General features: G+C 68.9%; 14 protein-coding genes and 1 pseudogene. 5 read left to right on the forward strand and 10 right to left on the reverse strand.

The window, feature by feature from the left end:
- The first annotated feature begins 86 nt into the window (after positions 1 to 86).
- Positions 87 to 4253 carry a CHAT domain-containing protein gene (locus tag Dfulv_RS21940; RefSeq protein ID WP_259866249.1) on the forward strand — a complete coding sequence of 1389 codons (4167 nt, stop codon included), beginning with the start codon at positions 87 to 89 and terminating at the stop codon, positions 4251 to 4253.
- Positions 4246 to 4935, forward strand: a complete 690-nt coding sequence (locus Dfulv_RS21945; RefSeq protein ID WP_259866252.1) for a hypothetical protein — start codon at positions 4246 to 4248, stop codon at positions 4933 to 4935. The genes Dfulv_RS21940 and Dfulv_RS21945 overlap by 8 nt, the downstream gene beginning before the upstream one ends.
- A 344-nt stretch (positions 4936 to 5279) precedes the next feature.
- Here the strand turns inward: Dfulv_RS21945 and Dfulv_RS21950 are convergent, their stop codons facing one another.
- Positions 5280 to 6104, reverse strand: a complete 825-nt coding sequence (locus Dfulv_RS21950) for a hypothetical protein (RefSeq protein WP_259866254.1) — start codon at positions 6102 to 6104, stop codon at positions 5280 to 5282.
- Positions 6101 to 6436 carry a PadR family transcriptional regulator gene (locus Dfulv_RS21955; RefSeq protein WP_259866256.1) on the reverse strand — a complete coding sequence of 112 codons (336 nt, stop codon included), beginning with the start codon at positions 6434 to 6436 and terminating at the stop codon, positions 6101 to 6103. Before Dfulv_RS21955 ends, Dfulv_RS21950 begins: the two co-directional genes overlap by 4 nt.
- Before the next feature lie 140 nt (positions 6437 to 6576).
- Here Dfulv_RS21955 and Dfulv_RS21960 point away from each other — a divergent pair, with 140 nt between their 5' ends.
- A complete protein-coding gene (locus Dfulv_RS21960) occupies positions 6577 to 7230 on the forward strand; it encodes a hypothetical protein (RefSeq protein WP_259866258.1) in 654 nt (217 codons plus the stop codon).
- Between the two features lie 122 nt (positions 7231 to 7352).
- Here Dfulv_RS21960 and wrbA read toward each other — a convergent pair whose 3' ends face one another.
- The gene (wrbA, locus tag Dfulv_RS21965; RefSeq protein ID WP_259866259.1) at positions 7353 to 7967 is read right to left on the reverse strand and encodes an NAD(P)H:quinone oxidoreductase; all 615 of its coding nucleotides are present in this window, start codon (positions 7965 to 7967) and stop codon (positions 7353 to 7355) included.
- A gap of 120 nt (positions 7968 to 8087) precedes the next feature.
- Between wrbA and Dfulv_RS21970 the strand changes: the two genes are divergently transcribed.
- On the forward strand, positions 8088 to 8714 hold the full coding sequence (locus Dfulv_RS21970) for a TetR/AcrR family transcriptional regulator (protein ID WP_259866261.1): 627 nt from the start codon (positions 8088 to 8090) through the stop codon (positions 8712 to 8714).
- A gap of 42 nt (positions 8715 to 8756) precedes the next feature.
- Here Dfulv_RS21970 and Dfulv_RS21975 read toward each other — a convergent pair.
- The 7 genes and pseudogenes from Dfulv_RS21975 to Dfulv_RS22005 form a co-directional block, all read right to left on the reverse strand.
- Positions 8757 to 8903: pseudogene (locus Dfulv_RS21975) on the reverse strand (hypothetical protein); the annotation flags it as partial.
- A gap of 53 nt (positions 8904 to 8956) precedes the next feature.
- Positions 8957 to 9088 carry a hypothetical protein gene (locus tag Dfulv_RS21980; RefSeq protein ID WP_259866263.1) on the reverse strand — a complete coding sequence of 44 codons (132 nt, stop codon included), beginning with the start codon at positions 9086 to 9088 and terminating at the stop codon, positions 8957 to 8959.
- Between the two features lie 309 nt (positions 9089 to 9397).
- The gene (locus Dfulv_RS21985; RefSeq protein ID WP_259866265.1) at positions 9398 to 10195 is read right to left on the reverse strand and encodes a nucleoside/nucleotide kinase family protein; all 798 of its coding nucleotides are present in this window, start codon (positions 10193 to 10195) and stop codon (positions 9398 to 9400) included.
- Positions 10196 to 10501: 306 nt separating this feature from the next.
- Positions 10502 to 10726, reverse strand: coding sequence for a hypothetical protein (locus Dfulv_RS21990; RefSeq protein ID WP_259866267.1), 225 nt, complete (start codon positions 10724 to 10726; stop codon positions 10502 to 10504).
- A 111-nt stretch (positions 10727 to 10837) separates the two neighbouring features.
- Positions 10838 to 12169, reverse strand: a complete 1332-nt coding sequence (locus Dfulv_RS21995; protein ID WP_259866269.1) for a TolB-like translocation protein — start codon at positions 12167 to 12169, stop codon at positions 10838 to 10840.
- The gene (locus Dfulv_RS22000) at positions 12166 to 12699 is read right to left on the reverse strand and encodes a SigE family RNA polymerase sigma factor (protein WP_259866271.1); all 534 of its coding nucleotides are present in this window, start codon (positions 12697 to 12699) and stop codon (positions 12166 to 12168) included. The genes Dfulv_RS21995 and Dfulv_RS22000 overlap by 4 nt, the downstream gene beginning before the upstream one ends.
- Positions 12700 to 13216: 517 nt before the next feature.
- Positions 13217 to 13726 (reverse strand): signal peptidase II, encoded by a 510-nt coding sequence (locus tag Dfulv_RS22005; RefSeq protein ID WP_259866273.1) that lies wholly within the window; start codon positions 13724 to 13726, stop codon positions 13217 to 13219.
- 417 nt (positions 13727 to 14143) lie between these two features.
- Between Dfulv_RS22005 and Dfulv_RS22010 the strand changes: the two genes are divergently transcribed.
- Positions 14144 to 14323: a hypothetical protein gene (locus Dfulv_RS22010; RefSeq protein WP_259866275.1), complete on the forward strand. Its 180-nt coding sequence runs from the start codon at positions 14144 to 14146 to the stop codon at positions 14321 to 14323.
- Positions 14324 to 14469 lie beyond the last annotated feature (146 nt).

Raw genomic sequence — 14469 nt, forward strand, 5'->3', positions numbered from 1 at the left:
TTGTTGACATCGAAATGTATCGACATCAGGCTAATTTGCCGCCTCCCACTACACTAGCCGGCTAGTGACGGCGGAGGTGGCCAGGAGTGCGGGATGCTCTGCTCGCGGATCTCGTGGGTCGGGTCCGCGATTTCCATGTGGACGGATCCCTGCAGCGGATACTGGATGACCAAGGGCTGGTGGTCGCGGCTGATCTGCTGCGTCTTGCGACCAACGAAGTGATCGACCGCGAGTCTGTCGACGCCGACGCACTGTACGCGGCTGCGGCGTATTACCACGCGCGATCCGTCGCCTGGCAGGACTTCGCAACGTCCGCCCAGCGCAACTCGGAGGCGGGCTCTGACAAAGACCTGCATGGTCGGGCCGAGACCGACCTTGCTAAAGCGCTCCACCTCTACGGGCTACTGTTCCTGGCCGACCACAGGCGGGTGCCACGAGACTTGTGGCCCTACGTCATTCGCGAGACCGGACACGACCCGTGGCTGGATCCCCTTGACCGCGCGGCTGACCTGATCATCGATGGGGAGGAATCAGGCAACCTCACTCTCGTCGATGAAGCGATCGTCCTCCTACGAACACTCGACGGTGCCAGCGGTGCCGGCTCCCGCGACGCCCTGCTGGGAAACGCCCTGCTGCTGCGTTCCAAGGCAACCGGCGCGCCAGCCGTCCGCCGGCGCGCCGACGCCGACGCGGCAGTCGAGGCACTGACGACCGCAGCGGCCAAGTGTGAGCCTGGTACCAAGCGCCGGTCCGCACGCCACACATCACTCGGCGACGCCCACATAGCCCGGTTTGCGCTCACCCAGGATTCCACGGACCTGCTGGCAGCTGAGTCGGCTTACCGCGCAGCGCTCGTCGGCGTGGCCGCCGACTCCCGGCAGTACGCCCACGCCTGTGCCGGGATAGGGACGACACTCGGGCGACGAGCCGAGGTCGCCGCGAGGACGGGGCAGAGGGCGGCGCCCCTGCTGCGGAAGGCTGCCAACTGGCTGCGCCGGGCCGCCGACGGGGATCCATCACGCAACGGTGAAATGGCCCTGACCAATCTGCGCCGGGTCACGGCCCTATGGATTCGCGAGAACGCTCGCGCGGCCCGTGCGACCGGTGAGGCAGACTCCGCCGACGTGCTGCGGGCACTTCCTGACACGGACAGCGATCGGCCGGCGCCGCACGCCGACGAGGCGGACATCCAGCAGGCCCGCGCACTGGTCCAGCTCAGCGAACAGGTCCGCGCCCGGGTACTGCCGGAGACCGAGGCGTTGCGGCGGGTCGCCGACCCGGCGTTGGCGCTCTCCGCCGCCGCTGTCGATCTGGTGGTTGGCGCAGCCTTGGCTAGGCACTCCGGCAACGCCACCGGCGACGTTGTGCTCCTGCTGCGGCTGACCTTGGCGGCTGCGGAGAGCCGCTGGGGCGCCACCAGGGACGGTCCCTGGTGGACGGTCGCGGATGTCTACGTCGAGGCGGTGCGGCACAGCCTGGCTGAGAACCCGAACGGCGAACGCCTCACCGACGCTCACACCGTGGTGACCCGGCAGCTCACGCTGCTGCACGCTGACGAACTCAAGGATCTCGACGAACTGAGTGGCACCCTGTTCGCTGCGGGCTTGTTGCACCTGACCCCGTACCTGGTGCACATGTCCGGGTTGTCGTTCGACGGGTCGTACGGGCTGTGGATGGCCCGGCAGCGGCGCCAGGCGATGGCGCACCCCGATGGGCCGCAGGAGGCCGACCCGAGCCCACTGCCATCGCCGATGGCCGCCGCCAACCAGAGCGTCGAGTACCTGCAACAGGCGGCTAACTTGGCTCGCGGGCACGAACGTGGCAGGGCGCTCAAGGCGCTCGCGGAGGCACGGTCCTTCCTGGCCGGGCTACGGCAGGAGTCGGCCGACGAGGAGATACGGCTCGCGTGTCGGGAGGCGTTCTCCCTCCTCGACCCGGCCCGCGACCCAGTCGGCTACCTATACCTGCTGCGGATCCTGCACAGGTTCGGCGAGGTCGGCCTACCCGACGACCTGGCCGACCTCCTACCGATCTCACTTGCCACTATCCGGGACCGGTACGGGCTGCGCGACGCCTCCTCCGCATTCACCGAGGCGCTCACGCTCGCTGCCGAGGCGAGGCGGCCAGACCTGGAGGCGGAACTGCTGGCAGCTGCGGACGAGGAACTGCCCCGGCTGTGGAACGACGCGCAGCGGCGCCAACGCTGGATGAGCGAGGTACATCTACTCAGGGACGGACAGCTACCCTGCTCCCCGGCGCTGCAGGGAATCCCGGAGCTGGTCGACCAGGTGCGGACCGTAGCGGCTGCGGACGGCTGGAACGAGTTGGAGCGAGCCGCTACGTTCATCCATCTGGCCGCGCATTCGCCCGTCGATGGGGCGCACCAACTCGGCCGGGAACTGGTGGCAGAAGCGTATGAGGAGGCGCCACAGTTGTGGGATCGGCACCAAGACGCCATCAGCTATCTCGACGCCGGCCTCGCGTACGACTTGGGCATGCAAGCTGAAAGCGCTGGTGCATACATGGACGCAGCGCGCGAATTCGGCGCCGCAGCACTGCACTACGTCCTCTGCGGGCAGCTCGACCTCGCGCTGCAGAGCCTCGGCGCCGGAGTGCAGCAGGTGCTTGCCTGCGACGACACCACTGCTGGCCGTGCTGCCGTCGCACTGCTGCCCGCCGCGGCCTGGCTGGGCGCTGGACCCGACGAGTCCGTGGCCTGGACGCTGCACGAGTTCTACCGAAGCCTGCTGTTCAGGTTAGTCGGTGCCAGCGTCGATGTCGGCGCCGTGGCGGTCGTCCACCAAGCCGCGAAGGGCCGCGGGTTCTCCTCGGCGCTGCACTCGCCCGGACCGTTGACCCTCACCCCACGGCTGCTGCAGGATCTGCAACGGGTGCTGGCCGACGAGGCGTTGCTGCCCGGCCCGCCGCCTGACGTCGAGTTGCCCGGCGGGGCGGAGACGGCCATGGTCTGTTACGCCGGTTCCGGCGAGGCAGAGACCGAAACAGACCCCGACGCTGTGCACCGCAACCGACAGCGGGCGGCCGATCGACGCGTCAGCGAGGAACTAGCCGACGCACGTAGTCCCTGGCGGTTGCCGCTGCTCGCGCTCGATGAGGTACAGGCGCTCCTGCCACCGGAGACCGTGCTGGTGTCCCTAATGCTCGGTGAAGGCCGTGCTGCGGCCGGCCCGCCAGTCGCCGCACTGCACGGGCTGGCAATCTCCCGTGACTGGGTCGAGCACCGCAGCCTGGTGGTCCCGCAATTCGCCGGCGGGTTGATCCGGCTTTACCGGGGCAGCCACCACCTTTCACTCTCCCCGTTCGCCCTGCGCGTCGTCGACCTCCGCCGCGCGATCACCGCTGACCCGCTGCACCGCGTCGTGACCCGCGACGCCCAGCGGGAACTGGCCGAACGGCCTAACCCGTTCCTCGCCGGCTTCCTTGACCGCATGCCGGACTGGTACGCCGAAGGCCGCCGGCACCTATGTGTTTGGGCCGACGGCCCACTCCACTACGTCCCTTTCCACCTGCTCGCTGCCGGCACCGGAACGCTGGCTGACGACTGGACCGTCACTCAGATCTCCAGCGCCGAAATGCTGCGCGGGCGCCGACCATCGGCCCGCCGCCGCTTCGTCGCGTTCGCCTCGGCCGCCGGTGGCACCCGATACGGCCTGCCGACGGAGGACGCGCTGGAGGTCCACGCCGTCCAGGTCGCCGAGGCGATGGCCGGCGAGGCGGTCCTGGGGTCCGCCGCCACCCCGCAGCGTTTCCTCGCCGCCTTGGCTGACGCCAAGTATGTCCACGTCGCCGCCCACGGTACCCACAACGAATGGGCGCCATGGTTCCAGTGCCTGTACCTGTCACCGGGCATCGATGACGACGGTCGCGTCTTTGCCCACGACATCCTGCGCACGGACCTGCGCGGTGTGGACTTGGTGACGCTGAGCGCCTGCGAATCAGCGCTGGGACGGTTCGACCTCAACGACAACCTTCGCGGCCTGCCCGCCGCCCTGCTGTCCGCTGGCGCGGCGGCGGTCATCGGTTGCCTATGGCCTGTCCACCCACAGGTGGCCACCGATTTCTTCGGTTATCTGTACCAGCGACTCGCCGTCGACCCTGACCGGCGCGCCGCGTTCCGCGCCGCCCAATGCGCCACCCGTAACCGCCATCCCGCCTACCGAGACTGGGGCGCCTTCGCCTTCATCGGCGATTGGCACACCAGGGCAACGACCGAGGAGCCATCCGATGAATGATCAAGCCACCGCATCAGTCCACGACGTCGACCTCGTCCTCGAGCCCCGGCTCCACGTACCCGGTGCGCCACCACGTATCAGTGGCCGCGTCTCTCTCGGTACTCCAGTGGTGCGTCCGCTGACCGCGGATCTGGCGACCACCGACCCGGACTGGCGGGCGTTCCTCGAAGCCGAGGCGGCGCACAGCGCGTACTTCGTGCTGAGCCTGTTCTGCACGTTCCGGGCCGCACCGGACGGCGATCCGATCGCCGATGCGGCGGTCGGCGTGAAGCTGCATGCACCGGATGCGCCCGCCGACCGGCAGCCGATCGCCTGGTCCATCGACCCGAAACGACGCGTTCGCCCAGTGCCCCGGACCGGGCGCATCTCGCTTACCGCCAAACTTACGATCGTCGAGTCGACCGTTGAGTACGCACCGGAAGGCAGTCGCGAGGAACTGTTCGTCGTTGGAATGGGCGAGCACGACAGCGACCCCGAATGGCGCTTCCGTGCGGTGAGCGGCTCGCCGCTGATCGGCGACGAGGAACTGACAGTTGTGGTCAAGGCACCGGCCGGTATCCTGGCCCGAGCGGACGTATCGGTGGCCGCCACGGTCAAACACCGCCGACTCGGGTTGATCCCGTACCGTGCCGACCTGCCGCCGGTCTTGCGGACCGTCGAACTGCCCGCTCAGGATGGGTGACTGACGACTTGTCTGGGCGGTTGATGCTTCGACAACCTCCACCTCGATGCCGTCGCTGCCGAGGCTGTGGCATATCGGGCCGGGCGCCGGACCAGTGCCAAGAGCGCTCGGCAACAGCGTGCCATCAGCGCCTGCCCGGCTCATCGCGCTGCGTTGCGCGCGGATCGCGGCATCACCGGACGTCGGCTGCGATCATCGGGTGCATGCAAGCACATGTCGTCATGGTGCATCCAGGTGTGCCGTCGTGGGCAACCATGCCGGACTGCTGTGACGCCGGCGAGCGCATACATCGGGGCAGAAGAGGGCGCCAAGATCGCGTCCGTTGACCGTCTGCCCGGCGAGGATCAGCCGTCCGCCGTGGCCGGGATGCGAGCTCGGGCGGTGACGACCGCGCCGAGTGCGAGGCCGGCGAGCGCCAGGAATATCGGCGGATCGAGGATGTCGCGGATGGTGAAGATCTCCTCGGCGTTCGGGTGCGGCAGCCCGAAGCCGGTGCCGGTTATCGCGGCCACGAACCACATCGGGGCGCCGGCCGGGTGGAGCCCGGTGTGGCCGAGGTAGGACACCGCCACGGCCACGGCCACGTCGGCCGCGATGACGGCGCCCACGATCCCGGCCAGCCACGCCTGCCGCTGCCGTCTGCGGTGAACCAGCCGCGCAACCACGGCCAGGATGAGCGTGAGCCCGGCACAGAACACTAGGTTTCCGAGGGCATACTGGCCGGACTTCACCACGTTGCTGGTGCCAAGAGCGCAGAACACGGTGTACAGCGCGCAGCCGGGCACGGTCACCGCGGGGATCAGCACGGTCACCGGCATCCGGCGCGGGACGGCGGTGCGGCCGAGCACCGCCATCAGCACCGCGCCGGCGATCGCCAAGAGCGGAAACCAGCCGCCGAGCGTGCCGACGGCCAGCGCCGCGACCGGCAGCACAAAAAGCAGCCGCAGCCCGGCCCAGGCACGGCGGGCGGTCGTCGCCAGGGAGAAGGGCCGCACCCGGGCGCGGGTAGCGGCCAGGCTGGCCGCGAAGCGCAGCATCGGCCAGTGCCGGCCCGTGCCGGCGAGCGTGTGCACCTCCGCCGACCACTCGGCGAGCATGTCCTCGCGCAGTTCGGCCGGCCAGCGCAGGGCGGCCAGGGCCAGCAGCAGCGCGGCGAGTCGGCGGGTCACCACGCCGGTCTCGGACTGCCGGCCTTGCCCGGCGCGTCGAGCGCGCCCGAGGTGTCCAGTTGGGCGCGGAGTTCCGCCAGGCATTGCCGGGCCTGGACCGCGCCTTCGGCGGTGAGCCGGTAGAACCGCCGCGCCGGCCGTCCGGCCGCGGCGGGGTCGATCTCCTCCCAGCGCCGCTCCAGCCATCCAGCTTCGGTCAGCCGGTTCAGAATCGGGTATAGCGTCCCGCTGGCCAACTCGGCGCGGTGCATGAGGTCGAGCCCGTAATGATCTGCGTGGGCTGCGGCAAGCAGCGCCGCCAGCACCCGCGCCGTCGGTACGGTGATCCGCATGCCCGCCACTATATCGACGCTCTACATAGGGGGGGCAAGTTCACGAGTACCGTCCCGCAGAGTGCGAGATCAGATGCACGCTCGTCGGCATGATGGAGCACCCTGCTTGATGGTTGCCGCTCGGACGGCCAGTACGGACTGTGACGGGGCTCCAGCAGTCGCTCACGACCGGCGGTAGATCCGCGCACGTGATCAGGTGTTCGACGTGGCCGGCACACGCCAGATCGGCGGCGGGTGAGGATGGGTGCGATGGGCATGGTGCGCTGGCCGGCGGCGACATGTCGACCCAGGGTTCGGGCTGGAAGAATGTCCTGGTGCCGGTCGAAGATCTGCGTCCACTGTTCACCGCGCGGTCCGCTGCCAAAGTGCATCCAGCGTTGGCCATGCGCTCGATCGATCGCAAACCGGGGCTGACGCTGGACTCGGACACGATCGGGCTGCTGCACGACGGGCTCGGGTTCTACGACATGGAGATCCGGTGGGTGGTCCATCTGGATGCCGCTGACGTGCTGCGGTTGTGGCGATCATGGACGGGCTACCAGATCTACGAGGCGCGGGTAGTACTTGACGCGCCGGGCGCCCGCGCGACCATCGAGGGACTGAAGGTGGAGCAGCACCCGGACCGGTTCACCAGCCTGCTGTTCAACGAACCGGCCCTGTTCGAGCGGGTACTGATCTCCACGGTGAACCACCTCCGGCGCTTCCGGGCCGGCCACACACCATATGGGCCGTCACCTTCCGCTGGGCCCGCGCCAGAACCATGGCCAGCGATCGAGACCGAGGTCGCCGAGTAACTGCCGCCGCGGGCCGCGGGCGCCCGACGCCCCGACCGTCCCGCCGGGGCAGGGTATTGCGTCCACTGTGGAGGCATCGTGGAGGCCACAACCGCTTGGAAGTTGTGGCCTCCGGCGGCCGGCTAGGCCGCTTGCGCGGCGCCAGCCAGCAGACGGGCGGTGATGGTCGCCAGCCGCTCCCCCTGGTAGCGGGCCGCGGCGAGGGTCTCCTTCGACGGGGTGCCGCCGCCGCCCGGGTGCGAGGTGCCGTAAGGGTTTCCGCCCGCCGGGTAGACGACCGGGTCGGCGTAGCCGGGCGCCACGATGATCGATCCCCAGTGGTGGAAGGTGTTGTACAGGGCGAGCAGCGTCGACTCGTTGCCGCCGTGCGCGTTGTAGGCGCTGGTGAAGCCGGTGGCCGGCTTGTTCGCCAGGGAGCCGGCCTGCCACAGGCCACCGGTGGTGTCGATGAACTGCTTCAGCTGCGACGCGATGTTGCCATAGCGGGTCGGCGAACCGAGCGCGTAACCGTCCGCCCAGGCCAGGTCGTCGAGCGTGGCGACCTCGACGTCCTGCGCGGCCGTGACGTGCGCCCGCCAGGCGGGGTTGGCATCGATGGCCGAGTCGGGGGCGAGCTCGGGGACCCGTCGCAGCCGGATCTCGGCGCCGGCCTTCTCCGCGCCTTCGGCGAGTGCCTTGGCGAGCTCGTGGACGTTCCCGGTCGAGGAGTAGTAGATGACCGCGATCCTGGCACTCATGGCGAAGCCCCTTCCCAGGCGTGAATCGGATAGCTATCCGGTTCGCTCGGCACCCAGTAAAGCGGATAGGAATCCGGTTCGCAACCCCCGAACCGGATCACTATCCGGTAACCTCGGGCCATGGCCCGCGCCGAGCTCCCCGTGACCGGTCAACCCCCGCTGGAGCGCTCGGACGCGGCCCGCAACCGGCGGAAGATCCTCGACGCGGCAGCCCGGTTGGTCGTCGAGCAGGGGCCGGAGGCGGTCACCATGAACGCGGTGGCGCACGCGGCCGGGATGGGCGTCGGTACCGTCTACCGGCGCTTCGGCGACGTGAGCCAGCTCCTGTTCGCCCTGCTCGACGAGGGCGAGCGGCGCTTCCAGGAGGCGTTCCTGACCGGCCCGCCGCCGCTCGGACCGGGCGCCCCGCCGGCCGACCGGCTACGCGCCTTCCTCCACGCGGTCGCCGACCGGATCGTCGAGCAGCGCACGATCATGAGCGCTGCCGAGGTCGCCTCGCCGAGGGCCCGCTATCACAGCGGCGCCTACCTCACCATGCACACCCACGTGTCGGTGCTGCTACAGGAGATCAACCCCGGCTCGGATCCGGCGGTCCTGGCGCACCTGCTGCTCGCGCCGTTCGCGCCGAGCCTGTTCGAGCACCTCATGAGCGAGCGCGAGGCGACCCCCGAGGAAATCAAGGCCGCCATCGACAGCCTGCTCGCGCTGCAGCCCGGCGGGACCCGACCCGGGTGTGGCCGCGGTTGATGCGGGCATCACCGATGCGTCCACCACCCGCAGCGCCCGCACTCCGCGCACCTTGAGCTCGCCATCGACGACTGCATCGGCGTCGGTGCCGATGCGGCAGGCGCCACCGGGTGATACAGCGTCTTGGCGATACGCCCCAGGAAGTCGACCGCAGTCCAGGCTGCCATGCCAGAGCAGGGTGAGAATCACCCGATCGAACAACCGCGCACCGTCGGAACGTAGCAGCCCTCCGCCTGGGCCCGTCAGCGGATTTCCAGGAGCTTGCCGAGTATCGCGGTGAGCTGCCTGCGCTTTGCCGCGGTGAGGTTGGCGAAGGTGCGGTCGAGGAACTCGGGCATTGTTGTCTCGGCTGCAGCGAGTCGCTTGCGGCTCACCGGGCAACCTCCTGGCTCGGTTCGTCCTCACGCCGTCTGACCCGTCGGCCACCAAACAACGCCAGAGCATCGACCTGTCCTCCACCGGCCTGCCTCGATCGCGGTCGCCGAAGGTCGTTGGGCGCAGAGTAACCACCGCGAACAACCCTGCCCTTCGACGGTTGAACCGCGAACGTCGGCCGCGCCACCGGGGGCGACCAGGTCGACGATCACGGATGCTGAAGTCCGCGCTCATCGGCTAGTTCAGGACGCCGGACGGCGCTGGGTGTCGCGCGGTGCGGGCGAACATCCACGCGTGGGCGCCCTCGGTCAGTACTGATGGCCTCGGTCGGGAAGGTCACGCACGATGCGGGGCGCATCGAAGTCACGGTTGTCGATGAGGATGTCCGCTCGTTCGGCGGGGCGGACCTCGGCCAGGTAGAGCTCCTCGCCAGGGATGTAGTAAGTGCGATACCGCTCGGCGGCGGCGTCCGCCGAGTCCATCCACGCCTGGTCGCGGGTCGTGCCGCGGTAGAGCACATCCGCTACTTCGATGTGGAGGTAGATGCGCAGGTCCCAGTGCCGTGACAGAGTCGGCTTCTGCAGGAAACCGCCGTCCGCGACGAGGATCGCGTCGTCCGAGGCCAGGTGGACGCCGGAGTCGATGGGCGTACGGCCGCTGAAATCCATGATTTGGGTGCGGTAGTGGCGGTTGCCGCCGGGACCGAGCGGTACCAGCAACTCATTGCGGATGGCGTCGACGTCGAACATCTCGAAGTAGTAGCTTTCCGGCGAGCCCGCCGGATACTGCGTACGCAGGTCGACATGCCGTTTGAAGTGGTCGACCGTGACTCGGAGCACGGGCCGCTCGGTCTTTTCACGCAAGATGGAGGCCAGTTCGTCGGCCAGGGTCGTCTTGCCGGCCGCGGAGTGACCGTCGATCCCCACACGTGCCGGGTGATCCAGCCGCAGCGCGAGGATCCGATGGGCCAACCCGTCGAGCACCTGCTGCCGCGGCGTGGTCATCGAAGGTTTGTTGTCAGAGGTCGGATCGGCACCGCCACAGAATGCCGCGCCACCGGGCAGGCCCGCAAATGGTTCGCGAAGGCGAAGCCCTCGTGCTTCCACGAAGACCCGGCACCTTGCGCACGCTCATCGGCATGTCCGCGCAGCTGGTGGGCCGACACATGGGACTGTTGGTAGCGCGCGCGGACCGCGGCTGACTCGAAAATGTGGCTCTCCCGGCATCAGTGTGGGTCGTTGCCCAGATCGGTTACCCGGTCGCGTCAGACCGAATAGCTGAGATCCTGGACCGTGATGGATTGCGCGGGCAACCGAAGCCAGACCGCTCCTGTCGCTGCCGGGTCGTGATAGAGGTAGCGGCGGAACCGCCCGTCCCAGCGGGTCTCGTCAGAGCCGAGATAACGGGCGAGCTTACGCCGACCTCGTGGTACATCGAATGGGAGCACCTCGCTGCGGCCGCGCGCGATTGGTGCGCACGACGTCGGTGAACACGTCGAGCGAGCCGGGCTCGCCGTCGCGGCCGACCAGTTGGATCGGGCCGCCCTTGCCGGCGCAGTACACGAGCGTGGGCAGCGGCGCGGCGGCCAGGGCGGTGTCAAAGGCAGGGGTGAACGTGGCGCCGAGTTCCTCGGCCACCTCGGCGCCGGCGGAGGCGGGCAGGTCGACGATGACGACGTGGGCGCCGGCCGCGGCCAGCGCGGTCGCAGTGGCCGGCGACCGGACCGCCTGAAGGGGCCTGCGGATCGGTCAATCCGATGGTTCGGGATCCGCGGCGGCGAGGGGCGGCCGGGTACGCCTGACGAGGCGGACGACCAGCAGCAGCGCCGCCGCCGCGACGACCGCGCTGATGCCGAGGGTCCAGAACGCCTCGGCGCGCGGCGGCCAGGCTGGCGCGTGGATCGCGGGACCGCCGAAGCGTCCCTGTTTGACCAGGTCGCTGGCCACGTCGAGCTGTTGTACCTCGCCGTCGGCCACGGACAGACGCGTCGCGGGTTCGCCGGGGCGGATGGCGTCGATCTCGTGGTCGTCCACGATCCACACGGAGTCGCGGCCGTACCAGCCGACGAGCCGGTCCGGCCAGCCGGCCCTGCCGGTCCGCGGTTCGTCGACGACGTTACCGGTGGCCGGATCGGCGAACTGCAGGTGCCAGCGCTGACGGGCGCGTGCGTCCAGTACGTGCTGGCGACTGGGCAGGTCCCGGGTGCAGGTGAACCAGTCACAGACCTCGGCGGCGACCAGGACGAGGTTGGTTCCGTCGGCGGTCCATCCCGCGAGCCGCTGACGGTCGGCGAGTGGCATCGTGGCTTGCACGGTACCGTCAGCCGCGTCGACGATCGTCACCTGCTGGGGTCCGGCGGACCTCCGCAGTACCAATGCGATCTTGCTGCCGTCGGGGGAGAACATTCCCTCGCTATCGAGGGCCTGCGGGTCGACGCCCGCGGGAAGCAACGTTCGGCCGCGCCCGCTCGCCGCGTCCACGACGACGACCCGAACCGCGTCCGACTGACCTTCGACCGGGTATGGATCGACAACTATCAGCACTTCGGTTCCCTGTGGAGACCAGTCGAGGACCTCCACCGTTGAGTGCCCGTGTTCGGTGATCTTGATGGTTCGGCCGGAGGTGAGGTCGATGATCCGGTTCTGGATGGCCAGCAGCCGCCCGTCGGGAGAGAGTCGCCCGCCGATGTGCGACATCGTGCGGTAGGAGCCGTCCTGGCCGATCACGGTCGTCGGTGGTTTGGGCAGGATCTCGACTGCCGAGTGGTTCTCGTCGACGAACGTCAGCATGGCTGGGCCGTTCGGGGACCGTTCGGCGATCTCCTGCCACGACCGCGCGAGGCCGAAACTGCTCGGCAGGACGGCGTTGCGGCCGTCGGCGACCTGGGCCGGTCCGGGGGTTGCGCGCCATGCGATTGGCAGCGCCACAAACGCCAGCAGCGTCAACAGGCAGCCGAGCGTCGCGGTGAACCGTCGCAGGCGACGCAGCCGACGGCCGCGCCGCCACAGATCGTCCCGGCTGTTCAGCGGCCGGGACTGCTCGGCCAGATCGGCGAGCACGCGGCGCAGGTCTGCGGTCATCGGGCCACCCTCACAACATCGGTCAGCGCAGGGGCGAGCTTGCGCAAGCGGGCCAGGGCGTCGCGGGTCTGGCTGCGGACAGTGCCGACCGTGACGCCGAGGACGCTCGCGGCCTGCGTCTCGGTCAGGTCCTCGAAGTAGCGCAGGACCAGCACGGCGCGCTGCTTCGGTGCCAGGACGGCCAGCGCTTCGCGTACCGCGACCGTGGTGGTCACCCCACCGGATATGTCCGGCCCGGCCCGCTCCGGCACGATGCCGGTCGGCACCGCCTCCCGCCGGTACCGCCGGCGCCAGGAGAGGTGTTTGCGGTGCAGCACCTTGCGCACATACGGCTCCGGGTCCCCGCCGGCCAGGATCCGATCCCAGCGCGCAGCAACCTCGATCAGCGTGGCTTGGACGAGGTCATCGGCAAGGTGCGCGTCCCCCGTCAGGAGATACGCGATACGTGACAGCCCGGCGACCCTGGCGCGTACGTACTCTTCGAAAAGCTCCTCGCCGGACGAGGAGGAACGACTCGGGGGGGTTCGCACACTATCTACACGCTCGCCGGGCCCCGTTTCGAGGGGTGGGTCCGGATGAAACCCGCCCCTCGGTGGTACCGATCGTCGGTCTCCAGGTGCCATGCTTGCGTCATCGGACCTGGAGCCGGCACTGCTGGCGGCGAAGATGGCCAGCGCATGGGCATAGTCGTGCGTCCGGAGGTCGTCCTCATCGGCGGTGGGGTCGAAGGGTCGCGCGTTCGTGATGGGCGACGACGACCTCGACCTCATCCACGTCGGTCATTGTCGCGGGCATGGCCACCGACGTCACCGGGTTTATCGCGTGCGACTGCGCGGTTGACCGCGTCCCAACTCGCCGCGATCATCCTCGCCCGCATGACCCAGTCCGCCGGTGCATGCCTGGCCCCGGCTAACTTGCGGACCTTGCGCTCCTCTTCCGCATCCACCGGAGCACGCGCATACAGCAACTTCGGCATGACGGATCGCCTCCCACCAGCATCCCACCGCCGGCCAGAACCGATCTACACCCCCAAAGAGGAACTGAGCACTAGGCGGACTCTTCGCCCAGCACCTTGGCGAGCGGCACACCACGCAGGCTGAGCAGCACCATCGCGACGCACCCGCAGGCGAGTGCGATGTCGGCGACGTTACCCACGAACAGGCCGTAGTCGATGAAGTCCACGACGTGCCCGCGGGCGAAGCCGGGCTCGCGGAAGAGCCGGTCGCCCAGGTGGGATACCGCGCCGCCGAGCAGCGCGCCCAGTGCGAGCGCCCAGCCGGGAGAGGCCAGCCGACGCGCGGTGTAGAGGATGCCGACCACTGCGACTGCCGCCGCCAGGGCGAACACCGATGTCGCGCCGGTGCCTATGGAGAACGCGGCGCCGGCGTTGTACAGCAGCCGGAAGTGGATCAGAGGGGGGATCACGGCGACGCGCTCACTGTCGGACAGCGCGGAGACCGCCCAGAGCTTGGTGGACTGGTCCACGAGCAGGACCACCGCGGCCAGCATGAGCATCATGCCGTACAGCCGACTCGAACCCCGCTCTAACCGCATCATTTATGGCCTCCGTGCTGTAGCGATATCCGAACCAAGATTTCCCTGAGACTACCGGGGCGCATCCTGGGGTATCTGTGTGAATGCTCCATGATTGGTGAGAAATGCCCCAGGTTGTCTGAGATGCAACAGATCGGCTCGAAACGATCAACGAACGAGCAAACCGTAGTGGCAGAACCGCGGCACGAGCAAGATTCACTGACAAAAGAGGAAGATCGATTGTCGCGGGACAGCCGCTCGTCGTTGGAGCCGGCGAGTTGTGATAAGCCCTGGCGGGGGACTGGCCGGCAGCTTGCAACCTATTGTTGAGCGCCTGGCGACGGCCTGGACAAGGCCTCAGCGGCAGCCTCCGTGGGCGGTCCACCCGACCGTCCACGGCTCGACAGGCCGACGTTTGCGGTGGGCTGGAATAATGGGCTCGTGCGCATGACGCTTGCGGTGCTGTGGCTCGTCGCGGGCATGGCCCTGACCGTTGCCTCGTGGCACGTCCGCGGGGTGCTCGACTGGCCCGGCTGGCTCGGTGTCCCACTTACCATGGCCTTGTTCTTCGCCACAGGCTGGGGATTCGCCCGTATCCTGAGCACGTCACCCCGCGCCTGAATCTTCCCCGTGTTGGTTGACCTTGGAACGTGGTGGTCGCGCCATGGGGGTTCGAGATGGGGTACCGCGCGGCGAAGGAGTCCCCGGCCCGACCGTCCGTTTCGGACACGTACGTGTCAACTTCAGGTTGACGGCGGCGTCTCGGG

Origin of the sequence: Dactylosporangium fulvum, assembly GCF_025137375.1 — a bacterium.
GTDB classification, from domain to species: domain Bacteria; phylum Actinomycetota; class Actinomycetes; order Mycobacteriales; family Micromonosporaceae; genus Dactylosporangium; species Dactylosporangium fulvum.